At 71.2% G+C, this 23,408-nt stretch carries 22 protein-coding genes and 1 pseudogene; 14 read left to right on the forward strand and 9 right to left on the reverse strand.

Annotation, left to right across the window (positions count from 1 at the left end):
- Window positions 1-80: 80 nt before the first annotated feature.
- Window positions 81-1,787, forward strand: coding sequence for an FAD-dependent oxidoreductase (locus tag ACFYTE_RS22515; RefSeq protein ID WP_388713107.1), 1,707 nt, complete (start codon window positions 81-83; stop codon window positions 1,785-1,787).
- 127 nt (window positions 1,788-1,914) lie between these two features.
- On the forward strand, window positions 1,915-2,862 hold the full coding sequence (locus ACFYTE_RS22520; RefSeq protein WP_388713431.1) for an amidohydrolase family protein: 948 nt from the start codon (window positions 1,915-1,917) through the stop codon (window positions 2,860-2,862).
- A gap of 247 nt (window positions 2,863-3,109) precedes the next feature.
- On the opposite strand, the gene ACFYTE_RS22525 is transcribed toward ACFYTE_RS22520, so the two are convergent.
- Window positions 3,110-4,762 carry an FAD-dependent oxidoreductase gene (locus ACFYTE_RS22525; RefSeq protein WP_388713110.1) on the reverse strand — a complete coding sequence of 551 codons (1,653 nt, stop codon included), beginning with the start codon at window positions 4,760-4,762 and terminating at the stop codon, window positions 3,110-3,112.
- Window positions 4,763-5,027: 265 nt separating this feature from the next.
- Here ACFYTE_RS22525 and ACFYTE_RS22530 point away from each other — a divergent pair, with 265 nt between their 5' ends.
- From ACFYTE_RS22530 to ACFYTE_RS22560, 7 genes are all read left to right on the forward strand, one after another.
- Window positions 5,028-6,101 carry a SchA/CurD-like domain-containing protein gene (locus tag ACFYTE_RS22530; RefSeq protein WP_388713113.1) on the forward strand — a complete coding sequence of 358 codons (1,074 nt, stop codon included), beginning with the start codon at window positions 5,028-5,030 and terminating at the stop codon, window positions 6,099-6,101.
- A 78-nt stretch (window positions 6,102-6,179) separates the two neighbouring features.
- Window positions 6,180-6,659 carry a cupin domain-containing protein gene (locus ACFYTE_RS22535; RefSeq protein ID WP_388713116.1) on the forward strand — a complete coding sequence of 160 codons (480 nt, stop codon included), beginning with the start codon at window positions 6,180-6,182 and terminating at the stop codon, window positions 6,657-6,659.
- Window positions 6,656-7,915, forward strand: coding sequence for a beta-ketoacyl-[acyl-carrier-protein] synthase family protein (locus tag ACFYTE_RS22540; protein ID WP_351734842.1), 1,260 nt, complete (start codon window positions 6,656-6,658; stop codon window positions 7,913-7,915). Before ACFYTE_RS22535 ends, ACFYTE_RS22540 begins: the two co-directional genes overlap by 4 nt.
- 12 nt (window positions 7,916-7,927) lie before the next feature.
- Complete coding sequence (locus ACFYTE_RS22545) at window positions 7,928-9,178, forward strand: beta-ketoacyl synthase N-terminal-like domain-containing protein (RefSeq protein ID WP_388713121.1); 1,251 nt, start codon at window positions 7,928-7,930, stop codon at window positions 9,176-9,178.
- Window positions 9,179-9,241: 63 nt separating this feature from the next.
- Window positions 9,242-9,499: an acyl carrier protein gene (locus ACFYTE_RS22550; protein ID WP_388713124.1), complete on the forward strand. Its 258-nt coding sequence runs from the start codon at window positions 9,242-9,244 to the stop codon at window positions 9,497-9,499.
- 1 nt (window position 9,500) lies between these two features.
- Window positions 9,501-9,980: an SRPBCC family protein gene (locus ACFYTE_RS22555; protein WP_388713127.1), complete on the forward strand. Its 480-nt coding sequence runs from the start codon at window positions 9,501-9,503 to the stop codon at window positions 9,978-9,980.
- Between the two features lie 19 nt (window positions 9,981-9,999).
- Window positions 10,000-10,323, forward strand: a complete 324-nt coding sequence (locus tag ACFYTE_RS22560; RefSeq protein WP_388713130.1) for a TcmI family type II polyketide cyclase — start codon at window positions 10,000-10,002, stop codon at window positions 10,321-10,323.
- A 344-nt stretch (window positions 10,324-10,667) separates the two neighbouring features.
- Here the strand turns inward: ACFYTE_RS22560 and ACFYTE_RS22565 are convergent, their stop codons facing one another.
- The 3 genes from ACFYTE_RS22565 to ACFYTE_RS22575 form a co-directional block, all read right to left on the reverse strand.
- Window positions 10,668-11,663, reverse strand: a complete 996-nt coding sequence (locus tag ACFYTE_RS22565) for a methyltransferase (RefSeq protein ID WP_388713434.1) — start codon at window positions 11,661-11,663, stop codon at window positions 10,668-10,670.
- Window positions 11,664-11,794: 131 nt separating this feature from the next.
- Complete coding sequence (locus ACFYTE_RS22570; RefSeq protein WP_388713133.1) at window positions 11,795-12,856, reverse strand: nitrous oxide reductase family maturation protein NosD; 1,062 nt, start codon at window positions 12,854-12,856, stop codon at window positions 11,795-11,797.
- Window positions 12,857-12,916: 60 nt separating this feature from the next.
- Complete coding sequence (locus ACFYTE_RS22575; RefSeq protein WP_388713136.1) at window positions 12,917-13,795, reverse strand: aminoglycoside phosphotransferase family protein; 879 nt, start codon at window positions 13,793-13,795, stop codon at window positions 12,917-12,919.
- Window positions 13,796-13,817: 22 nt separating this feature from the next.
- Here ACFYTE_RS22575 and ACFYTE_RS22580 point away from each other — a divergent pair, with 22 nt between their 5' ends.
- Entirely contained in the window at window positions 13,818-14,483 is a 666-nt protein-coding gene (locus ACFYTE_RS22580; protein WP_388713139.1) for a rhomboid-like protein, read from the forward strand.
- Window positions 14,484-14,593: 110 nt separating this feature from the next.
- The gene (locus ACFYTE_RS22585) at window positions 14,594-15,094 is read left to right on the forward strand and encodes a GNAT family N-acetyltransferase (protein ID WP_388713142.1); all 501 of its coding nucleotides are present in this window, start codon (window positions 14,594-14,596) and stop codon (window positions 15,092-15,094) included.
- 970 nt (window positions 15,095-16,064) lie between these two features.
- Here the strand turns inward: ACFYTE_RS22585 and ACFYTE_RS22590 are convergent.
- On the reverse strand, window positions 16,065-16,796 hold the full coding sequence (locus ACFYTE_RS22590) for a DUF5919 domain-containing protein (protein ID WP_388713145.1): 732 nt from the start codon (window positions 16,794-16,796) through the stop codon (window positions 16,065-16,067).
- Window positions 16,797-17,989: 1,193 nt separating this feature from the next.
- Here ACFYTE_RS22590 and ACFYTE_RS22595 point away from each other — a divergent pair.
- Window positions 17,990-18,676, forward strand: coding sequence for a hypothetical protein (locus tag ACFYTE_RS22595; RefSeq protein WP_388713148.1), 687 nt, complete (start codon window positions 17,990-17,992; stop codon window positions 18,674-18,676).
- Between the two features lie 334 nt (window positions 18,677-19,010).
- Here ACFYTE_RS22595 and ACFYTE_RS22600 read toward each other — a convergent pair whose 3' ends face one another.
- Window positions 19,011-19,631: a TetR/AcrR family transcriptional regulator gene (locus ACFYTE_RS22600; protein WP_388713150.1), complete on the reverse strand. Its 621-nt coding sequence runs from the start codon at window positions 19,629-19,631 to the stop codon at window positions 19,011-19,013.
- 29 nt (window positions 19,632-19,660) lie between these two features.
- On the opposite strand from ACFYTE_RS22600, the pseudogene ACFYTE_RS22605 reads away from it, so the two are divergent.
- Window positions 19,661-20,026, forward strand: a pseudogene (locus ACFYTE_RS22605) (cupin domain-containing protein); the annotation flags it as partial.
- A 58-nt stretch (window positions 20,027-20,084) separates the two neighbouring features.
- Window positions 20,085-20,543 (forward strand): hypothetical protein, encoded by a 459-nt coding sequence (locus tag ACFYTE_RS22610; RefSeq protein WP_388713153.1) that lies wholly within the window; start codon window positions 20,085-20,087, stop codon window positions 20,541-20,543.
- Between the two features lie 158 nt (window positions 20,544-20,701).
- Here the strand turns inward: ACFYTE_RS22610 and ACFYTE_RS22615 are convergent, their stop codons facing one another.
- From ACFYTE_RS22615 to ACFYTE_RS22625, 3 genes are all read right to left on the reverse strand, one after another.
- Entirely contained in the window at window positions 20,702-20,878 is a 177-nt protein-coding gene (locus ACFYTE_RS22615; RefSeq protein WP_388713155.1) for a hypothetical protein, read from the reverse strand.
- A gap of 228 nt (window positions 20,879-21,106) precedes the next feature.
- Window positions 21,107-22,087 carry a zinc-binding dehydrogenase gene (locus tag ACFYTE_RS22620; protein ID WP_388713158.1) on the reverse strand — a complete coding sequence of 327 codons (981 nt, stop codon included), beginning with the start codon at window positions 22,085-22,087 and terminating at the stop codon, window positions 21,107-21,109.
- An 85-nt stretch (window positions 22,088-22,172) separates the two neighbouring features.
- Window positions 22,173-23,333 carry an NAD(P)-binding protein gene (locus ACFYTE_RS22625; protein WP_388713161.1) on the reverse strand — a complete coding sequence of 387 codons (1,161 nt, stop codon included), beginning with the start codon at window positions 23,331-23,333 and terminating at the stop codon, window positions 22,173-22,175.
- Window positions 23,334-23,408: the final 75 nt, after the last annotated feature.

Below are 23,408 nucleotides of genomic sequence, written 5' to 3' on the forward strand. Positions count from 1 at the left end.
CGAGTCGCCGTTTTTTGGGGGGTTCGGGGCGTTCGGCTTCGGACGACCGACGATGACGAAAGATGATAGGGGATCAGTCGATGAGCAAACGAGCCGTGGAATCCGTACCGGTTCTGGTGGTAGGCGGCTCCTTGGTGGGCCTGTCCACGTCAGTCTTTCTCAGTCGCCTCGGCGTCGAGCACCTTCTCGTCGAGCGTCACGCCGCGACGTCCACTCACCCTCGCGGCCGTGGGAACAACCTGCGCACCATGGAGCTGTTCCGGACCGCGGGCGTCGAGCAGGACATCCGCGCCGCGGCGGGCGCCCTGGCGGGAAACGACGGCGTCCTCCAGGTGAGCACGCTCTCGGGCGGCGACCGCCGGTGGATCGTCAAGGCGATCGACACGGGTCCGGCCCTGTCGCAGATCACCTCGTCCGGCTGGTGTCTGTGCAGTCAGAACGACCTTGAGCCCGTCCTCCTGCGCTACGCCCGCTCCCTCGGCGGCGACATCCGCTTCGGCACCGAGCTGGTCTCCTTCACACAGGACGCCGAAGGGGTGCACGCGGAGGTACGGGACCGTGACAGCGGCGAGACGCGCATCGTGCACGCCCAATACCTCGTGGCCGCCGACGGGCCCCGCAGCCCGGTGCGCGAGCGGCTGGGCATCACCCAGACGGGACCGGGCGCGCTGTTCCACAACGTGAGCATCACGTTCCGCAGCAAGAAGCTGCAGGACGTCGTCGGCGACCGGCACTTCGTCGTCTGCTACGTCACCGATCCCGCCGGCGAGGGTGCCCTGCTGCCGGTGGACAACCGCGAGCGGTGGGTCTTCCACGCCCCCTGGGCCCGGGACCAGGGCGAGACGCTGGACGACTTCACCGATGCGCGTATCGTCGCCCACATCCGTGCCGCGGCGGGCGTCCCCGACCTCGACGTCGAGGTCACCGGCAAGGCCCCCTGGCATGCGGCGGACCGCGTGGCCGACAGCTACGGCGAGGGCCGGGTCTTCCTGGCCGGTGACTCGGCGCACGAGATGCCCCCCACCGGGGCCTTCGGCTCCAACACCGGTATCCAGGACGCCCACAACCTCGCCTGGAAGATCGCGGCCGTCCTGCGCGGCTGGGCCGGACCGGGGCTGCTCGACACGTATCAGACGGAACGTCGGCCGGTCGCGCTCGCGACGACCGCACGCGCCCTGTTCCAGGCGGGCGAGGAAGAGCACCCGGGCTACACCCCGGAGAAGCGCAAGGACGATCCGGCGGATGCCCTGACAGTGGCCTTGTGCTACCGCTACCCGTCGGGCGCCGTCGTCGGCGCCGACCCGGACGCCGCGATCGTGCCCGCCGAGTTCCGGCTGGGCGGCGCCCCCGGGAGCCGCGCTCCCCACATGTGGGTGACCGCCCGGGACGGCCGGCGGATCTCCACCCTGGACCTCTACGAACGGTCCTTCGTCGTCCTCACCGGCCCCGGAGGCGATGCATGGCGCACCGCGGCCCGCGGCGTCACCGCACGCCTCGGCATCCCGGTGGAAGGCTACGTCGTCGGCGCGGACCACGACCTGGTACCCGAGGACGGGGCCGACTGGGCGGCGCTGCACGGCACGGCGGAGTCCGGTGCCGTCCTGGTCCGCCCCGACGGCTTCGTGGCATGGCGGTCGCCCGGGCTCGTAGCGGACCCGGAAGGGGCCCTCGCGGACACGCTGATGACGGTGCTTCGCCGCGAGACGCCACCGGACGCCGCGGCTGAGCCGCGGGGGACGACCGCGACGGGGCAGCCCCTGGCGACGACATCCGACGGGCGTGTCTGAGCGCCTCCACCCGAACGCCGCTTCTGAACACCGCTTCTGAACGAAGAAAGAGCCCACCATGATATCCACTGACCTCAGTCACCTCTCAGGGTCTGCCCCGGCCGACGACGACGCCCGAACCTCCCGTGTGGACGTCCACCACCACTTCACCGCGCCTGCCTGGCTCGACTGGGCCGAGGCGCAGGGCCTGGTCCGGCGCGACAGACTGCCCTGGTGGACCCGCTGGGACCTGGACTCCGCGCTCGCCCTCATGGACCGCACGGGGATCCGCACCACCGTCATGACCGTGGCCATGCTCGGCCGCATCCAGGAGCGCGGCAAGCGAGAGGAGAGCGCACGGGTCGCGCTGCAGGCGGCGGCGGAAGTCGCCGCGAGCCACCCCACCCGCTTCACCTTCTTCACGCCGGTCTTCCTCGACGACCTCGACCTGTCGAGTTGGTCGCTGAAGTACGGCCTCGACGACCTCGGCGCCGTCGGGGTGAGCACACGCACCAGCGCGGGCGGTGTCTATCTCGGCGACCCCTCCCACGACCGCCTCCTCGCCGAACTGAACGACCGCTCCGCGGTCATCAGCACGCATCCGATGGATGTACCCGGTGGCAACGCCGACGGGGCGGGCGTGCCGGGCCTGCCGCCGTTCATGTGCGACTTCCTCATGGACACGACTCGCGCGGCGATCAACCTCATCCTCAACGGCGTCCTCGACCGCTACCCCGACATCACCTTCGTCCTCCCGCACGGCGGCGGCTTCCTCCCCTATATGGCCACCCGCCTGGAACTCCTCAGCGACCACCTCACCCCCGAGATCGAACCGTCCCGGATACGCGACTACCTGCACCGCTTCTACTTCGACACGGCGGGCCCCATGTCCCCGTCGTCGACCCCCACCCTCATGGCCACGGTCGACCCCGCCCGGATCCTCTACGGCACCGACTGGCCGCCCACCCCCGCCCACATCGTCTCCGACATCGCGGCACCGGCCCTGGACAGCGACCCGGCCATCGCCGACCACCAGCTCCGCGGCATCAACCGGGACAACGCGCTGCGCCTGATACCCGCGCTCGTACGGGCCTGAGCCGGTCGCTCCGGCCAGGCGCTGATCCCGGTGCCGTCGCGGAGCAGTACCCGTTGCCGGGCGGGTGATTCCCGGCAGCCTCGGCCCGACCGGCGGCGCCGTCCACGGCAGGACCTGGGACCCGGCCGTGCCGTTCCGGGTGGTTCCCCGATGAGCCTGCGCGGCCACGGCTCCGGATGATGAAGGCCACCCGTGCCCTTGCGGCGCGGGTGGCCCTCGTGTCACCGGTACTGCCGGTGTCGCCGTCTCAGCTCGTGCGCAGGACTTCCTTGAGGACGCCGCGCAGCTCTGCCTCCGGGTCCGCCACCGCGCCGGAGGACCGCCAGGCCACGAACCCGTCCGGCCGCACCAGGACGGCACCGTCGGCCGTCGTGCCGTGCAGCCGCGTCCAGTCGGCCGGTCCGGCGGCGCTCTCCGTGTCGTATGTCAGGTCCGCGTCGGCGCCCGGTCCGATCCGGTAGGCGTCGAGCCGTACGCCGTCCTGCTCGGCGATCCGGCGGGCCGCGGTGTACCAGCCCGCGTCGTCCGGGGCGTCGGCGAGCAGGACCATGGAGCGCTCGTACAGGTCGATGGTGGAGACCCGCTCGCCGTCGCGGCGCAGCCACAGGTGCGGGGCGCGGCTGCCGGGCTGTCCGGCCAGGCGCAACTCCTCGGGGACGACCGGCTGTTCGGGGTCGGCGCCGACGACGGCGCCCTGCGGGTAGTGGTAGCCGAGGACGACGTTGAGGATGCCGCCGCGCCGGCCGCCGCCGACGCCGGGGGCCGGGACGAAGCCGGGGTGGCTGTGCTCGACCGAGCGGGCGGAGGCGCGGGCGCTGGTCGCCAGGGCCACCGGGCGGCGCTCGGTGCCGTAGGTCTCCAGCAGGCCGGGACCGGCCCAGCCGTCCAGCACCGCGGCCAGCTTCCAGGCCAGGTTGTGGGCGTCCTGGACACCGGTGTTGCAGCCGAACGCCCCGGTGGGGGACATCTCGTGGGCGGAGTCACCGGCGAGGAACACCCGGCCGGACGCGTACCGGTCGGCGACCCGTTCGGCCGCGCGCCACGACGCCTTTCCGGTGATTTCCACATCGAGGTCGGGGACGCCGACGGCCCGCCGGATGTGCCGCTGGAGGCGTTCCTCGGTGAACTCCTCCAGCGTCTCGCCGTGCTCCGGATGCCACGGTGCGTGGAAGACCCAGCGTTCCTGGTTGTCGATCGGGAGCAACGCCCCGTCCGCCTCCGGGTTGTTGAGGTAGCAGCAGATGAAGTGCCGGTCGCCGACCACGTCGGCGAGCACTTTGGACCGGAAGGTGACGCTGACGCTGGCGAACAGGTCACCTGGTCCCGACTGTCCGATGCCGAGGCTGTGGCGCACCGGGCTGCGCGGGCCGTCCGCCGCGATCAGGTAGTCCGCGCGGACCGTGTACTGCTCGTCGGTGGTGCGGTCGAGGACGGTGGCCGTCACCCCTTCGGCGTCCTGCTCGAAGGACTCCATCCGGTGGGAGTAGCGCAGGTCGCCGCCGAGTGCGCGGGCGCTCTGAAGGAGTACCGGTTCGAGGTCGTTCTGGCTGCACAGGCACCAGCCGGTGGGGCTGAACCGGGCGAGTCCGCCGCCCGGGTCGATGTGCTTGAACAGCCATTCTCCGGCGTCGCCGACCAGTGTGGGGGTCTGCAGGATGCCGTGGTTGTCGGCGAGCAGCGAGGCCGCCGCCTTGATGTCCGGCTCGATGCCGGCCACCCGGAACAGTTCCATCGTCCGTACGTTGTTGCCCCGTCCGCGTGGATGGGTCGAGGTGCCGGAGTGCCGCTCGACCAGCATGTGCTGCACACCGAGACGGCCCAGGAACAGGGACAAGGACAGGCCCACCAAAGAGCCGCCCACGATGAGGACGGGAATCCGGTGGTTGGCTTTTTGATGCATCGAAGTCTCCATGGGCAGAGGTGCGCCGATGGGCGCCTGTGATTTTCCATGCCCTCTGGGGGCGGCTCGGTGCGTCTCGGCGTTCCCAATCACCCGCGTGGTTCACAGCCTTGGGCGGGCGGCTCAGAGCGTCTTCGCGGGGCCCATCACCCGCGTGGTTCATACGAGTCGCGCGCTCCTGGGGACCGGCACAGGATCAAGGAACGCTGACGTCGCGTCATCATCGGCCGGCGTCCGCATCTGCACCCGAAGGAGATGTACGCAGATGACCACCATGGCTGAACGTGTGTCAGAAGAGCTGACACGACAGATGTCGAAAGTCTCCCAGTCCGTGTTCGACGGCTCCCGGCTGCGGGTCGTCCTGCTGGTCGACGTCTACGACGGAGCCCAGCAGCAGTTCCTGAAGGCGTACGAGAAACTGTGCAACCAGGTTGCGTCCGTGCCCGGCCACGTCAGCGACCAACTCTGCCAGTCCATCGAGAATCCCTCCCAATGGCTCATCTCAAGCGAGTGGGAGAGCGCCCCGCCGTTCCTCGACTGGGTGAACAGCGAGGAACATGTGGAGATGGTGAAGCCGCTGCACGGCTGCGTCCGGGACACCCGGTCGCTGCGCTTCCACGTCGTGCGGGAGACCGGGGTGGGTGTAGAGCGGTCGCCGCAGCGCCGGCTGCAGAACTCGCCGCGGATCGGTGATGGGCTGATCCGGCACGCGCTGACCTTCACGGTCCGGCCGGGCAGCGAGGAGAAGGTCGAGAAGATCCTCGCGGACTACCGCTCGCCCGAGCCGCGGGTCGACGACAGCACACGGCTGTGCCGGACCTCCCTGTTCATGCACGGCAACCGGGTGGTGCGGGCCATCGAGGTACGCGGCGACCTGCTCGCGGCACTGCGGCACGTCGCCCGGCAGCCCGAGGTGCGCGCGGTCGAGGAGGCCATCAACCCGTACCTGGAGCAGGACCGGGACCTCAACGACCAGGAGTCGGCGCGGATCTTCTTCACCCGGGCGGCACTGCCGGCCGTGCACCACGTGACGACGGACGGGATGGCCTGGGGCGAGCGGTGCGCCCTGTACTACCCGGCGGTGCCCGGCCGCGGCATGCGGCTGGCCGAATTGCTCGCCCAGTACGACGAGATGGTCGCCGAGGACCCGACCAGCCCGGTGCTGCGCAGCACGATCTTCCAGCGCGACGACGTCGTGGTGCGGCTGCTCGACCTGCGCGAGGAGAGCGGCCTCCAGCCCGTGGTGCCTCCGTCGGCGCACGCGGCCGAGCTGAAGTCGCTCCTCGACGGCGAGGCCGCTCGCATGAGCCTGGTCACCGACCGCCGTTCGAACGCCTGACCCGGCGGCCCGATCCGGCGTGGCCCGTTCCGTGGCCACGTCCCTCATCCCGCCGCAGCACACCAACGGAGGAACGTTGTGATCAAACCCCGTCCCAGAATCGTGGACCTCAGCGAGGTCGAGCCCAACGTCCGGCGCGGCGGCGATCTGCGCGCCATGCTCACCCCGGCCACGGTGGGTGCCACCAGCGGTTTCATGGGCGTGGCCATCGTGCAGCCCGGCGACCGCATCGGTGAGCACTACCACCCCTACTCCGAGGAGTTCGTCTACGTCGTCTGCGGTCAGCTGGAGGCGGACCTGGACGGCGAGGCGCACACGCTGCGGCCCGAGCAGGGGCTGATGATCCCCGCCTATATGCGGCACCGCTTCCGCAACGTCGGCAAGGTGGAGGCCCGGATCGTCTTCCACCTCGGCCCGCTCGCGCCACGCCCGCAGCTGGGCCACGTCGACACGGAGGAGACTGAGGAGACCGAGGTGATCGGAGCCGCCGCCGTCACCACCGAGGCGGTCGCGGCGGGCGCCGGCCACGCGGCCGACGCGGGGAAGGTGCCTTCATGACCCGGCGCGTGGCGGTCACCGGCATAGGCATTGTCGCCCCGGGTGGCATCGGCGCACCGGCCTTCTGGGACCTGCTCGCATCCGGCCGTACGGCGACGCGTGGCATCACGTTCTTCGATCCGGCGGGCCTCAGGTCCCGGATCGCCGCCGAGTGCGACTTCGACCCGGCGGCGCACGGGCTGGACGCCGAGCAGGTCGAACGGGCGGACCGCTACATACAGTTCGCGCTGGTCGCCGGTGACGAGGCGGTGCGGGACTCGGGTCTCGACCTGGCCGGGGAGAACCCCTGGCGGGTCGGGGTCTCCCTGGGCACCGCGGTCGGCGGCACCACCCGTCTCGAACACGACTACGTCCTGGTCAGCCACCGGGGACAGCGCTGGGACGTGGACCACCGGGAGGCGGAGCCGCAGCTGCACCGGGCGTTCTCGCCGAGCACGCTCGCCTCGGCGGTGGCGGAACGGTTCGGCGCGCGGGGTCCGGTGCAGACCGTCTCGACGGGCTGCACCTCAGGACTCGACGCGGTCGGATACGCCTTCCACACCGTGGAGGAGGGCCGGGCCGACGTCTGCATAGCCGGTGCCTCGGACTCGCCGATCTCACCGATCACCATGGCGTGCTTCGACGCGATCAAGGCCACGTCCCCCAACAACGACGATCCCGCACACGCCTCCCGGCCCTTCGACAACAACCGTGACGGGTTTGTCATGGGCGAGGGCGGCGCGGTGCTCGTCCTGGAGGAACTGGAACACGCGCGGGCCCGAGGCGCCCACGTCTACTGCGAACTGAGCGGCTACGCCACCTACGGCAACGCCTACCACATGACCGGCCTGACCAGCGAGGGCCTGGAGATGGCACGGGCCATCGAGGACGCCCTCGACCACGCCCGGCTCGACCCCACGGCCATCGACTACGTCAACGCCCACGGCTCGGGCACCCGGCAGAACGACCGGCACGAGACGGCCGCCGTGAAGCGGGCCCTGGGACAGCACGCGTACCAGACGCCCATGAGCTCCATCAAGTCCATGGTGGGGCACTCCCTCGGCGCGATCGGCGCGATCGAGGTCGTGGCCTGCGTGCTCGCCCTGGCCCATCAGGTCGTACCGCCGACCGCCAACTACGAGACCCCGGACCCCGAGTGTGACCTGGACTACGTCCCCCGTGTCGCCCGCGAGCGCTCGCTCAGCAGCGTGCTCTCCGTGGGCAGCGGGTTCGGCGGCTTCCAGTCCGCGGTGATCCTGACCCGGCCCCGGGAGTAGGGAGAGGACACGATGAGCGCACCCCGCGAACGCCGCGCGGCCATCACCGGAATCGGTGTCGTCGCACCCAACGGAACCACCACCGACGCCTTCTGGAAGGCCACCCACGAGGGGCTCAGCGTCCTCGACCGGATCACCCGGGAGGGCTGTGAGCACCTGCCGCTGAAGGTGGCCGGCGAGGTCCGCGCCTTCGACCCGGCGGCGGCGGTCGAGGAGCGCTACCTCGTCCAGACCGACCGGTTCACGCACTACGCGATGGCCGCGGCCGACCTCGCGCTGGACGACGCCCGGCTCGGCGCCGCCGACACCGCCGACGAGCCGTTCTCGATCGGTGTGGTCACCGCGGCCGGTTCCGGCGGCGGTGAGTTCGGCCAGCGGGAGCTGCAGCGACTGTGGGGCAAGGGCAGCCGGTTCGTCGGCCCGTACCAGTCCATCGCCTGGTTTTACGCCGCCTCCACCGGTCAGATCTCCATCCGCCGCGGCTTCAAGGGGCCGTGCTCGGTCGTCGCGGCCGACGAGGCGGGCGGCCTCGACGCCCTCGCCCATGCGGCGCGGGCGGTGCAGCGCGGCACCGACGCGGTCGTGGCCGGCTCGACCGAGGCGCCGCTCGCCCCGTACTCGATGGTGTGCCAGCTCGGTTACGAGGAGCTGAGCACCGCCGAGGATCCGGCCCGCGCCTACCTCCCGTTCACGGCGGCGGCGGCCGGGTTCGTGCCCGCCGAGGGCGGCGCCATGGTCGTGGTGGAGGCGGAGCGGTCGGCCAGGGAGCGCGGTGCGCCGCAGCGCGCCCTGCTCGCCGGGCACGCGGCGACGTTCACCGGCGCCTCCCGCTGGGCGGAGTCCCGCGCGGGTCTCGCCCAGGCGATCCGGGGCGCCCTGGACGAGGCCGGCTGTGCGCCGGAGGAGATCGACGTGGTCTTCGCCGACGCGCTCGGCGTGCCGGAGGCGGACCGCGCGGAGGCGCTGGCGATCGCCGACGCGCTGGGCGGGCACGCCGCGCGGGTGCCCGTCACCGCGCCCAAGACGGGCATCGGCCGGGGCTATTGTGCGGCGCCCGTGCTGGACACCGCGGCGGCGGTGCTCGCGATGGAGCACGGTCTGATCCCACCCACCCCCAACGTGTTCGACGTCTGCCACGACCTGGACCTCGTGACCGGCCGGGCCCGCGCCGTCGAACTGCGTACGGCGCTGGTCCTCAGCCGGGGGCTCATGGGGTCGAACTCGGCGCTGGTGCTGCGGCGCGGCGCCGGCGAAGGGGTCTGAAGAACCTGACGCCTCCTACGGAGGCCGTCTCACAGCATCTCCCGGAGAGAAGGAGAACAACGCATGAGTGCCCACATCACCGTGGAAGAGCTGTCCGGGCTCATGAAGCAGGCCGCCGGGGTCACCGTCGCCCCGCAGGAGCTGGAGCAGCGGTCCGACACCGGCTTCGACGCGCTCGGCGTCGACTCGCTGGGCCTGCTCGGCATCGTGGGCGAGCTGGAGAACCGGCACGGCACCCCGATGCCGCCCGACGCGGAGCGCTGCAAGACGCCCCGGCAGTTCCTCGACCTCGTCAACAGCACCCTTATGGCAGGAGCCTGACATGGCAGGACACACGCAGAACGAGATCACCATCGCCGCCCCCCTGGACCTGGTCTGGGACATGACCAACGACCTGGAGAACTGGCCCCAGTTGTTCAGCGAGTACGCGTCGGTCGAGATCCTCTCCCGGGAGGGCGCGAAGACGACGTTCCGGCTGACCATGCACCCGGACGACAAGGGCGTCGTGTGGAGCTGGATCTCCGAGCGCGAGCCGGACCGCGAGACGCTCACCGTCAAGGCCCGCCGGGTCGAGACCGGGCCGTTCGCGCACATGGACATCCACTGGCGCTACGAGCAGGTCCCGGCCGGCACCCGGATGGTGTGGACCCAGGACTTCGCGATGAAGCCGGACGCCCCGGTCGACGACGACTGGATGACCGACAACATCAACCGGAACTCCAAGATCCAGATGGCCCTGATCCGGGACAGGATCGAGAAGGCCGCGGCCGGGCAGCGGTCCGCGGCCGCGCTGGCCGACTGAGCACGGAAGGACGCATCCGATGCACCAGGCCCTGATCGTCGCCCGCATGGCCCCGGGCTCCGCCCCCGACATCGCCAAGGTGTTCGAGGAGTCCGACCGGGGGGAGCTGCCGCACCTCGTCGGGGTCGTCCGGCGCAGCCTCTTCCAGTTCGGCGATGTGTATCTGCATCTCGTCGAGTCCGAGCGCGAGCCCGGACCGGCCATCGCCAAGGTCACCGGGCACCCGGAGTTCCGGGACATCAGCGAGCGGCTGTCGGCGTACGTCAGCGCGTACGACCCCGAGACCTGGCGCTCCCCGAAGGACGCCATGGCGCAGCGCTTCTATCTGTGGGAGCGCGACTGAGCAGGCCGCCCCCACGGACACCGGTCGCCGGGCCCGCCCTGCCGCGGGCCCGGCGACCGGTGTCCGTGTGTGCCGGTGCGCCGCGTCCTTGCTGCCCGGCCGCGGCAGGGCTTGTCGAGCAGACCCCGCAGCCGGGTGCCGCCTGCACGGGAGGCACATCGGCCTGACACCCCGCACCGCCCGGCCGTGGCCCGGTCGGGCGGTGCGGCCTCAGTGGGGGTGGGACACACCGCCGTCCGCCGATGGCCGCGCCCGCATCGCCGGCAGCCGGGACCGCACGGACATACCGCCGTCCTCACCCGCACCGGCGGAAGCGGGCCCGCACCGGCACACCCCCGTCCGGGTCAGCCCGGGACGTGGCAGTCGAACGCGTCCAGGTACGGGTTGACCGGACTGATGGCGTCGACGACCAGGCCGGCCGAGGTCAGCCTGGTCACCATGGAGTCGGTGGTGTGCTTGGCCCCGCCGACGTTGAGCAGCAGCAGCAGGTCCATGGCGGTGCTGAAGCGCATCGAGGGGGTGTCGTCGACGAGGTTCTCGATGACCACGACCCGGGTGCCCGGGCCGCCCGCACCGATGACGTTGCCCAGCAGCCGGGCCGTGCTCGCGTCGTCCCACTCCAGGATGTTCTTGATGACATAGACGTCGGCCTTCACGGGGACCGCCACCCGGGCGTCGCCGGGCACGATGCGCACCCGGTCCGCGAGGTCGCCGCCCTTGCGCAGCCGCGGCACGGCGTTGTCCACCACGCGCGGCAGATCGAGCAGGCTGCCGTGCATCGAGGGGTACTTGTCGAGCAGGCTCGCCACCACATGGCCCTGGCCGCCGCCGATGTCCGCCACCGAGGCGCTGCCGGACAGGTCGAGCAGAGCGGCCACGTCCCGCGCCGACTGCTCGCTGGACGTGGTCATCGCACGGTTGAAGACGTCCGCCGACTCGGGGGCGTCCTCGTTGAGGTAGGTGAAGAACTCCTTGCCGTACAGGTCCTCGATCACGTTACGGCCGGTGCGCACGGCCTCGTCCAGCCTGGGCCAGGCGTCCCAGGTCCACGGTTCGGTGCACCACAGGGAGATGTCGCGCAGGCTGTTCGGGTCGTCCTCGCGCAGCAGCCGGGACATGCCGGTGTGCGCGAAGGTGCCGTCCGGCCGCTCCTCGAAGACGCCGTAGCAGGACAGGGCCCGCAGCAGCCGGCGCAGCGGCTTCGGTTCGGTCTTCACCGCGGCCGCGAGGTTCGCCACGGTCATGGGGGAGTCCCCGAGGGCGTCGGCGACGCCCAGCCGGGCGGCGGCCCGGACGGCGGCGGCACAGGCCGCGCCGAACACCAGTTCTCTCAGCCGCATGGACGGCGGCGGGGACGCCGGTCCCGCCTTGTCGTGCGGGATCGACGGATTGGCGGAGGTTGCGGTCGTCATGCGCCGCCTTCCTTCCTGGGGTCGGGCTTGTGGGGGCTACGGGAAGCGGTGGCCGCCGGTCAGCACATGCCCGAGGGCTTGGAGGCCCGGCAGGAGTTGCCGCTGAACGTGTTGCCCCGGCCGGGGTCCGTGTTGACGAGGTCCGCGGGGGCGTTGTCCCCCAGCAGGTTGTCGCTGATCCGGTTCCGCTCGCTGGTGACGCCCACGAAGCTCTTGAACAGGACGACGCCGCCGGACAGCGGTGACCTGCCGGCGTGGCCGGTGATCAGGTTCCGGGTGACCAGGGTGTCCTCGGCGCCGGTCAGCACGATCCCGGAGCCCTGCAGCTCGGGCAGCCGGTCGGTCTTCGGGCAGGCCCTGTTGTTCTGTGTGATCCGGTTGTCCCGCACGGTCAGGGCGCCCGCCCGCGGCTTGTTCTCGTCGCCGACGACGAACATGCCGACGCAGTTGCCGGTGACGTAGTTGTCCGCCACGGTGAGATTGCGCAGCCGCCGGACCGTGACGCCGATGCGGTTGCCCTCCAGCCGGTTGCTCTCGACCAGCGCGCCCCCGGTGTCCTGGGCGCCCTCCTCGGCCGTGACGGTGTTGGCGAGGAAGAGGCCGGCGTCGCCGTTGTCCTTGGCGTAGTTCTGCCGGAAGGTGCCGTGCACGGACCGCTGCTGGGCGATGCCCCAGACGCCGTTGCGGACGGCGTACACCTTGCTCACCGTCATCCCGTCGGTTCCCATGCCGAACACGCCGGCCCGGGGGAAGCCGGTCACGGTCAGGTCGGCGACCGTGACGCCCTCCACGTTGCGGGTCTTGGTGCCCATCACACAGATGCCGTTGCCGCGCTCGGCGCATTCGGTCGTGGCCTTCTGCCCGGACGGCTGGAGCACCGTGCCCTGGCCCATGCCGCGTAGGGTCAGTCCGGGCGTGCTCACCGTGACGCTCTCGCGGTAGCTGCCGGGGGTCAGCAAGACGGTGTCACCGGGCCGGGCGGCGTCGACCGCCTTCTGGATGGACTGGCCCGGGCGGACCACATGGGTCGTGGGGGAGGCGGCGGCCGGAGTGGTGGCACCGAGCGCCGCGCCGGCGAGCGCGCCGGCGCAGGCCAGATACGCGATATGGCATTTCGTCATATTCGGTACGCTATGGCTGATTAGCCGATGATCGGGGTGGATGGGCCAACCGGTGGCGTGTCATCCGCGCAGTGCACGCCCGATCTCCAACTGGGCGGTCTCCAGCGGCCGTCCGTCTTCTGTCTCCCACAGACAGTTCTGCAGCACCCGCCCCAGCGTCCAGGCCCGCGCCCGCTCCCGGTCCAGGCCCAGGGCGTCGGTCAGCGCATCGAAGCGCCAGTGGGTCTCGGCCGGGTCGTAACGGTTGTCGATCGCGGGGAGCAGCTCGAATCCGGGGTCGCCTGCCAGCGGCTTGGGGTCGATGGCCAGCCAGTCGGCCCGCCGTGCCGCGAGCACGTTCTCGAAGTGCAGATCCCAGTGCAGCAGCCGGTCGCCGGGCTCGGCCAGCACCTCCCGAACGGCCGCCGCGCAGTCCGCCACCAGCCGCCGGTCCGCCGGGTCCGGGATGCGGTCAAGGGCCCACGGCACCTGTTCCAGCATCAGCCGTGCGATGTCCCCGAGCCGCCGCATCCCCGGCGGGGCCGGCCGCGCGGTCAGCCGGGCCAGCAGCGCGCCGATGACCCGCACGGCCGCCCGGGCGTCCGGCACGTCGCCCAGCATGCGGCCCTCGTCCAGCCGCTCCAGCAGCAGCGTGCAGGTCGGCTCGTCGTGCTCCAGCAGCCGTACCGACCCGTCGCCGTCCCAGGCCTGCAGGGCGAGGGGTTCACCCGCGCTCTCCTCGTCGAGCGGCTGGAGCTTCAGCGCGGCCGGCCCGCCGTCGGCGCGGACCACCGGCAGGACCAGCGCGCACACCCCGTACATGGCCGGACCGTCGATCCGCAGCTCCCACCGCCGCAGGAACTCCGCGGCCCGCCGTGGCAGGTCCGCGACGAACGCGCGCCCCGCCTCCCCGTTGAACTTCTCCTGTGAGGCGGCCAGCTCGCCAGGCACTTCGATCACCTAGCCGACCATACTGACGGGTGTGAACCGGGTCATCCGAATTCGGCGCCGGCTCAGGGCGGTGGCGGGCTATGTGCGCAGCGCCCCGGGGACCTACGTCTGGCTGCTGATCCTGTTCGTCACCACCGTTGCCCTGCACTACATGTCGCCGGCCTTCGAGCGGGAGTTCCTGCGGCAGCGCTCGACCAACATCCACGAGCTGTCCCGGGACCCGGTACGGGTGCTGATCAGCAGCGCGATGTGGATCGACGGCGGCCACTGGCTGCCGTACGCCGCCCTGTACACGGTCTTCCACGCCCAGGCCGAACGCTGGCTGGGCACCCTGCGCTGGCTCGCGGTGTGCGTCGCCGCCCATGTGCTGGCCACCCTGATCAGCGAGCTGACACTGCTGAACGCCATCCGGGAGGGTGCCGCACCGCCGCGGGCCGTCGACACCCTCGACATCGGCGTGAGCTATGCGCTGGCCGGTGTGGTCGGCGTGCTCACCTATCGGATCGCGGCACCCTGGCGGTATCTGTATCTGGCGGCCGTGCTCGCGATCGTCCTGGTGCCGCTCGTCACCGGCGCCACCTTCACCGATTTCGGGCACTTCCTGTCCGTACTGGTCGGCCTGGCCTGCTATCCGCTGGTCAGGGGCCGGGGGAAAGCATGGGATCCAAAGGAGACACTGACCGCCCTCAGGGGTTAGCGTCCGCCCATGAGCAGCACGGCGAGCACTGTCGTCCACGGCGGCACCTCCTTCTGGTACGCGCGGCCCGAGCCCTTTTGCCCACGGGGCCGGGCGGCGGGGCGGCGCCCGTGATCCGCGCCGCGACCCCCGCCGACATCCCCGTCATCCACGCCCTGATCCGGGAACTGGCCGCCTACGAGAAGGCCTCGGACGCGGCCAGGGCCACCCCCGAGCAGTTGCACACCGCGCTCTTCGGGCCGCACCCGGCGGTCTTCGCGCACCTGGCGGTGGACGACTCGACCGGGGAGGCGGTCGGCTGCGCGCTGTGGTTCCTCACCTTCTCCACCTGGCGCGGCGTCCACGGCATCCATCTGGAGGACCTGTACGTCCGGCCCGCCGCGCGCGGCGGCGGCCACGGGCGCGCCCTGCTCGCCGAACTGGCCCGCATCTGCGTGCGGCGCGGGTACGCGCGTCTTGAGTGGTCGGTCCTCGACTGGAACGAGCCCGCGATCGGCTTCTACCGGTCCCTCGGCGCACACGCGCAGGACGAGTGGCGTGCCTACCGCCTGACCGACGCCGCACTCACGGCCCTGGCCGCACGACCCACACAGGGCACCCCGGCCCCCTGACCCGGCCGCGCTTCCGGCTCGGCGGCTGCCGGCCGGGGTGCGGTCCTGACCTGACCGGGGGAGCCGGCCGGGGCATGGCGCGGCTTGGCTGGGGGAGCCGGTCGGGGCGTGTTGTGGCTTGGCTGGGGGAGCCGGTCGGGGCGGGGATCCGGACTGGTTGGTGGTCTGTCCCGGTCATGGTCCGGCGCGGACAAGGGCCCTGGCCGGGCTGCGCTTCCGGCTCGGGTGCGGGGCCTGGCCGGGGTGCGGTCCTGGTCTGACCGGGGGAGCCGGTCGGGGCAGGGTTCCGGACCGGCCGGTCATCCGTCCCGGTCATGGCCCGGCCCGGACAAGGGCCCTGACCGGGCTGCGGTTCCGGCTCGGCGGGCTCTGGCCGGGGTGCGGCCCTGGTCTGAGTCTCGGGCGATCTCCGGCAGAGACAGCCGACCGATCTCCCCAATGGCACCGCCCTGGCACAGTCGACTATGGCCGTCAAATCCGAGCTGAAGCCGCGCGCGGCTCCTGGATCAAGGGGAGGATCGCAGATTCGGGAAGACCGGTGTCCATCGCCTTCATCCCTTTTTCTTCTCAATCGACTTGACAGCCTTGACGACTTCCAACGCACGCCAATGGTTTGAGGGTACTACCCTCCCGGACAGAATGGCTTTCTGTGCCGAATCACATGCTTCGTCGAGCCGGTCCGCCTTGAGAAGAATCAAAGCCAGATCGATATTCGCTGAAGCTACACGCCGTGGCCACTGGCTTACGTCGTCACTCGGGCTCCAATCCGGCCTCCCGGGGCCGGAACATCGAGGCTACGAATCACGTCTCTCAGCAGCACTTCATCACCACCTGTGGGATCCGGCCCGCATACAGGGGGGCCGAGCCCGGCACATGCGGGCCACGCCGAAGTTCTGAGAAAGAAAGGACCCCGGCGTCCCTCGCGTCTACGGGGCGGATACCGGGGCCATCTCTGCGTTGTGGGGCGCCATCAAAAACTAACGGGTGTTGCGCGCGACCATAATTCTTCGGCGTGCTCGGTAAACCGCTCGAATAGCCCGTCCTGATCGCGTCGACGTAGATGCAACAGCGGGGAATCGTGGCCCACAAGCCTGGCAAGGTGAGGTGTCACGAGAGCCTGAGAATCGAACCGGAACACAGAAAGGCTCACGTGATTCGCTGCATCTTCCGAGACGCTAAAACGCGTTTCGAGCTTTTCCGCGCTGCCCAACTTGCGTAGATTCTCTAGCGTGATACGGATGCGCGTGGAGACAGACAGGGCAACATCTTCAATAGCTTCACGCTGGCGCGTGATTTCACTTTCAGGGTCGCCCAGAAGAAATCGGACTCGGCATCCGTTTTCCAGTTTTTTGCGCAGGGCGGCTACAAAGTTCGGCTGGTCGATGAATAGGAAGTAGTTCGTGTATCCGGCGAAGAACAGGTCTTCTTTCGTGCTGGCCACAAGCTCGCCCCAGACCGTTGACGGGCATGCGGAGCGGTAGGGGTAAGTCCGCACGATTTCCAGGTCTCCGCCCGTCTTTAGGCGATCCTTTACTACCTGGGGCCAGAGCATTTCCTCATCTACCTTCAGCGCTTCGGCGGCGTCTGCCCTGTTTCGAGCATGCGGAATCAGGTTCTCATCCGCGACCCAACGTTCAATGGTCTTGCTCGCAACTCCCACACGGACCGCAAGCTGTCGGGGGGACAGCCCGGCATCGTCCATAGCTGACCGTAGGACTCGGTTCAAGTCCCCTCCTCTGGACGTTTGGGCGTTTTCAACGCTACCGCCCAACCGGCCCAACTGTCCGTCGATGTCAGGCGATACGGCCACCAGAGGTCAGGACGATTGAGCGCACAAGAGACCCCGGCGACCGCGCGAACGGTCCCGGGGCGTGGCCAACGCTTCAGAGGAGCGCTGACTGTGTCCTACCTATCACAGGCACTCGAACGGGTGAGAGCCGTCCTGTTCGGGCGCCGTACGCCCGGCAAGCACACTGCCGCCCATACACCCCCCGCAGCGACCCCGGTGCCCCGCAGGAGCCCTACGCCGGACGTCTTGGGGACACGGCTGGTCGTCGCCCGCGGGCGCCGCGCGGCTGGGCGGCAAGGGGAGCCTGGGAGCACAAAGGGCCTGTTGTCCGGCCCAACGTCGACGCACAGGGCGGAGCCGACCAGGAACAGCCGCGCAGGCGCCCAGATGGACCCCTGGGGGCGCGTCCAGTGATGACGATCGAGGTCTACAGGGTGAACCCAGAGACAGGCGCCCGTACGCAGGTGCGCGAAAAGCACACCGTGAAACCGTCGGACGCGCCGGACTTCTCCAGTGGGTACCCGCCCTGCGCGTGTCCGCGCTGTACCGCGCCCGGCAGTCGCAGCAGGCTGCATGCCCTCGTGACCGAAGTAAACCGGCGCAGTAGGGGGAACTGTGATGCGCGCGATCATCAGTGCCGCTGAATGGACCCTCGGGGCCGAGACGGCCGAAGGGGCGCCCACAGGCATCTACTCGGCCGAGTGCCGCACGTGCGCGGCGCAGGCGCAGCCGACTGGCTATGGGTGCTTGCGAGACAACCCGTACGCCGAGCAGGAGGCCCGGGGCGCGCCCAGCGCACCAGTTGCACCCCCAATGGCTGCCGCTCCGGGGCGCTGCAAGGCGGACAGCCCGTGGGGTCAGTTCTTCTACGCCCTGGTTCTGGCCGTCCTCATGGGCGCCCTCGTGGCCGGTATGGGCCGCTGACCCACTGACCGGCTCCGGTCGCTCGCGCCCCAGGGGGCGGCCGGAGCCCCCATAGCGCCCGCCGGCTTCCCGCTCCCGGCTCTCCCCCACGGGGGGCCGGCGGGCCCGGCCCGGCACACCCGGCCCCGTGATGCCCTGCGGTGTGCCGGGCCGCCACCCCCGACATAGGAAGGTTCTCGATTGTGTTGCCTCCGGCACCGCCAGGCGTCGTCCCGTACATCGCCGGATGGAGCGAGGAACGACTCCTGACCCGCCCGCTCGTCCGCCGCCGCGTGGGCCCGGGGATCGCGTACGCGGATGAGACGCCGTACGACCGGGACAGTTTCGGTGTGCTCTGGGTCCGGTACGCCCTGCGGCCGAAGCAGCGCAGGGGCAGCCCGCAGTTGCGGAACGTCCACCCCTACCGGCAGCGCCGAGCGATGCTGAACATGATGTGCCAGGTCTGCTCCCGCATGCCGCCCGACCCGCACGGCCCGCACCTGTTTCTCCTGCGGGACAGCGTCGGCCCGATCCGCGAAGGCGAGCGCACGACGAGCCCGCCGGTGTGCGTACCGTGCGCCGGGATCTCCATCCAGCTCTGCCGCGCCCTGCGCGGTGGCCGGTTCGTGGCGGCGTGGGCGAGGCGCGTACCCGCGTGGGGTGTGGTCGGTCCTCTCCATCATCCCGTGACGCTCCAGCCGGTTCCGGGGTGTCACATGGAGCAGGTGAAGTACGGGTCGGAGTGGGCGCCATGGGTCCGGGCCGCCCGCACGGTGGTGGAGCTGCGCGGGGTGACACCGGCGGACCTGAACCGGGAGTTCGCGGCCCTCGGACGCGACCGCCTGGAGGAAGAGTTCGCCCGGGTCGCGGAGCTGGCGGCGGTCGCCTGACGGCCCGGCCCGCTCCGAACCATCACCAGTGCACGGTACGGGCATGGTTTCGTACCGTACGCGTGGTGTTCGGAGCCAGTCCTACGTGGCCTCGTGCTTAATCCTCCTGGACCTCGCGCCAGCCGTGTTCGGGCCGTCGCCTCCGACCCGACCGCCCCGGCCTGGTCGACACCCTCAACCGCCGGACGCCTCACGCGATCCGGGCCGCCCCCGATGTGCCGGGTTTCCCGGACGCCGCGCGCGGGCTCCTTCGGCTCGCCGCTTGCCGTAGGGGCTGCGGTGCGGCGCAGTGCGCAATACCTCCGTGCTGCAAGCACGGTCAGCATGCGGCGGTTCAGTCGGTGGCAGGTCTCGCGGGGATGGCCGCGACTGCCGCTGCGGTCATCTGCCGTGCGGTGGTCACGAGGCTGGCGATCGCGTCGTCGGGGGTCAGGCCACAGAGGTCGACCAGGGCGAACAGCGACTCAGCGCTGATCACGAGGGCGAGACCGCGGACCAGTTGTTCCACGTCCGCGCGCTGCGCGGGGCCGCACCTGTCGGCCCACGGGGCAAGAGCGTGCTCGATGAGTCCGAAGCGGTGGGCGGGACGATCCTTGGACGTCGAGGGTTTCGCGATGGTCGAGGCGACGACCACCCGGACGGCACCCTGCCTGCGCAGCACCGCCCGGCCGAGGATCTCCGCGGCCTGACCGATCCGTTCGACCGGGTCGTCGCCGCGCGTCGCCGATCGCAGGACCGCGACCAGATCCTCCGTCATCACGGCGGCACGCAGGAGCGAAAGGAGGTCGGGGAAGTAGCGATAGGCGGTCGCTTCGGAGCCCCGTGCCTCGGCCGCAACCCCCGGCATCGTGATCTCCGCCCCGGTGTCGGCGAGGTTGCGCGCGGCCGCGACGATCGCCGACCTGGTGCGTTCCATCTGATTGCTGAGCCCGCTCGGGCGACTCCGCTCGGCCATGATCATCCTTCCGTGCCGACCGAAAGCACCACCGCCTGGGGATGGGTGAGATCACCATCCCCCAGCACACCGCCGGTCCTCCGCAGCACCGCCATGCACAGCACGACGAGGGCTTCTACATACTTTCGGACAGCGTGCGGTTCACCGTCGGGCAGGACGACTACGACGCCGGAGCCGGTACGTGGGTCATGGTCCCGCCCGGCGCACCGCACACCTTCGCCAACGTGACCGACGACACGGCGGTCATGCTCAACACCTTCACTCCGGACCTGTACGTGCAGTACTTCCGCGACCTCAAGGCCATGGTCGAGTCAGGGCAGCCGTTGTCACACGACGCCGTCGCAGAGGTCTGGACGAAGTACGGCACCGAACCGTCGGCCGAGTACGCCTCGTGAACGTTCTCTTGGGGGGGCCAACGCCGTCGCCGCGGTCGCCGGGATCCCCTTCGCGCTGGTGGGAGGCGTACGCCCGGCGGCGCTGAGTGAGAGCGGTACGCCGACCGCCGGCGAACGCTTCTACGGCTGGATGTACGCGACCAGGGGAGTGCCACTGGTGGGTGGCGGCCCTCAACGTTCTCTTGGGGGGGCCAACGCCGTCGCCGCGGTCGCCGGGATCGCCTTCGCGCTGGTGGGAGGCGTACGCCCGGCGGCGCTGAGTGAGAGCGGTACGCCGACCGCCGGCGAACGCTTCTACGGCTGGATGTACGCGACCAGGGGAGTGCCACTGGGGGTGGCGGCCCTCGTCGCACCGCTCGCGTGGTCGGGTCCCGCCGGCTCGCTGATCCTGTGCGCGGCCGCCGCAGCCCAGGTGGGCGACGCCGTCATCGGAGTCGCCACTCGGAAATGGACGATGATCGCGGGTGCCTCGCTCCTGACCGCGATACACGTCGCAACGGCTGTCACCACCGCGTGAGCGCGGCTCGCTCTCGCTGAAGGCCGGACAAGTTCCGCAACCGGCACTGTTTGAGCGTGGTGCCGGGGTTTGGGCGGCTCGGGGCATCCGAGCCGGATCGTGACGGGATACATGCTCGCCGAGACAATCGCGGCGGTCCTGGGGCCCGCCGACTCTGGTCATTTCACCGTGATGCCCCGGTAGTCGGTCCATGCCCGGGACGACGCAACCATGGACTTCAGCCAGTCCGCATCCGGGTTTCGCTCGGCGCGTTCGCTGTACATCCGCAGGTAGGCGGCGGCGAAGGCATTGATCGCCCCTGGAGCGGCCTTGCGCCACGCAGGCAACGGGGCCACCCACTTCTCTGCACTGTCCGGGGTGTCCCCGGCCGCGATCGGGGGAGCCGGCCGGGGCATGGTGCGGCTTGGCTGGGGGAGCCGGTCGGGGCAGGGTTCCGGGCCGGTCGGTCGTCCGTCCCGGTCATGGCCCGGCCCGGACAAGGGCCCTGACCGGGCTGCGGTTCCGGCTCCGGCATGGGCCCGGCCGGGGTCGCGCTTCCGGCTCAGGCGCGGGCCCGGTCGGGGTCACGGTTCCAGGACCACCTTGCCGATCGTCGCGCGGGTCTCCAGTGCTCGGTGGGCTGCCGCCGCCGCGGTGAGCGGGAAGCGGGTGACGGCGGGCCGCAGGCGGCCCGCCGCCGCCTCGGCGAGCGCGCGCAGCTCCAGCGTGCGCATCGGGTCGGTGCCGCCCGCCCGGCCCAGCATCACCGGGCCCAGCACCTGCTCGGAGACCCCCTCGACGAGGTACGGCCCGCCGGCGCCGATGCCCTCGGCCGACCAGCCGAAGACGAGGTGCCGCCCACCGTCCCCGAGCAGCGCGACCGCCTCCCGGGCCACGTCCCCGCCGACCCCGTCGAAGACGACCGTGGCCCGCCGCCCGCCCAGGTACGCGCGGACCTTCTCCGGCCAGCCGGCCTCCGTGTAGTCGACGGCGAGGCCGGCGCCGTCCGCCCGTACCCGCGCGACCTTCCCGGGCCCGCCAGCGAGCCCGATCACCGTCGCGCCGGCGTGCCGCGCGTACTGCACCAGCAGCGTGCCGATGCCGCCCGCCGCCGCGGGGACCACGACCACCGAGTCCGGGCCCAGCTCGGTGAACTGCAGGATCCCCATCGCCGTACGGCCCGTGCCGATCATGGCGACGGCCTCGGCGAAGTCCAGGTTCTCCGGGATCTCATGGACCCGGTCGGCGCCTGCGACGGCGAGTTCCGCATAGCCGCCGGGCGCGAACCCGAGGTGGGCCACCACGCGTCGGCCGCGCCACGGCTCGGCGACCCCCTCGCCGAGCGACTCGACGACACCGGCCACCTCACGTCCGGGCACGGTGGGCAGGACGGGCGGCTCGGGCAGCGGGCCGAGATGCCCCTGCCGCAGCGCGGTGTCGAGGAGGTGGACCCCGGCCGCGGCCACGGCGATCCGGACCTGGCCCGGCCCCGGCACGGGATCGGCGACCTCCTCGTGCACCAGGTTCTCGGCCGGGCCGAAGGCGTGCAGGCGTATGGCGTGCATGAGGGTCCCCCCGTGAGGCGTTCCGGTGTCCTTCCGCCGCCCACCCTTCAACCTCAAGCAGGCTTGAAGTCAAGCGTGCTTGAGGTCAAGCGTGCTTGAGGTCGAGCACGCGCCGGCCGAGGGCCAGTGACACGGCGGTCAGGGCGCTGTTGAAGGACACCTCCGACAGCACACCGGGCGCCGCGACCTGGTCGCCGGCGAGGTACACGCCGTCGCCGCGGTCGATGCCCGGCCGGTCCCGCCAACCGGTGCCCGGCAGGTCCACCGCGCCGGTACGGCCCCGTGCGACGGCCTCCCGCCGCCAGGTCACCCGTTCCCGCCAGCCGGCGAACCCCAGGTCGAGCAGCTGCTCGGCGCGGGCGACGCCGTCCGCCCGTGACCCGCCGGGCTCGATCGGGATCTGCCCCTGGATCAGCTGTTCACCGGCCGGGGCGAGGGACGGGTCCGCGGCGGTGAACCGCTCCAGCCAGCCGGGCGCGTCGAGGTCCGACACGGCGAAGGCGTCGCCGCGCCGGGTGCGCACCGCCATGTCGACGAGGACCGCGCACCCGCTGGGCCAGGCCAGCGAGTCGTCGCCGAGCAGCCCGCGGGCGGCGTCCAGCGACGTGGCGACGATCACGGGCGTGTCGGTCGGCACGGTGTCGACGCGGGAGAGCGTCTCCATCCGCACCCCCAGGTTCCAGGCACGCGCGGCCATCCGGTCGATGACACTCGCCCAGCCGCCGCGCGGATAGTGCGCCTCCGGTGGCAGCCGGGTGGCGCGGCGCAGCCGCTCCTGTACAAAGGCGGCGGACAGCGAGCCCGGGTCGTGGTGGAAGAGCGCCACGGCGCAGTAGTACGCGGCGGCCCGGGCGCCCTCCTCGCCCGCGACGGACGTCGCCCAGCCGAGGAAGTCCCGGTCGACGGGGGCCTTCGGGGCGCCTGGGCGCAGCAGCTTGAGCATCGCGAAGGGCGGGGTGCGGCGCAGCACACCGCGGTGACGCAGCCGCAGCCCGGCCGCCGCCAGCGGCGGGACCGGGGCGATCGGCCCGAGCAGACCGCGCCGCTTGAGCCACGCCCAGTGCGGGCCGCCGCTGTACAGGGCGTGCGGGCCCTCGTTCGTCCGGTACGGTCCCTCGGCGGTCCGCGCCCGCCCGCCGAGGGTGTGGTGGGCTTCGTGGACGGTGACCTTGGCGCCTGCCTCCGCGGCGGCGACGGCCGCGGTGAGCCCGGCGAAGCCGCCGCCGATGACGGTGATGCGGTGCATGGGTTGGTCCTCCTCCGGGCCGGGACGGCCCTGCGGTTGCGTTCTGGGCGTTCGACGTTCTGGGTGTTCGACGTT

This window comes from Streptomyces sp. NPDC004629 (genome assembly GCF_042873595.1).
GTDB lineage: Bacteria > Actinomycetota > Actinomycetes > Streptomycetales > Streptomycetaceae > Streptomyces.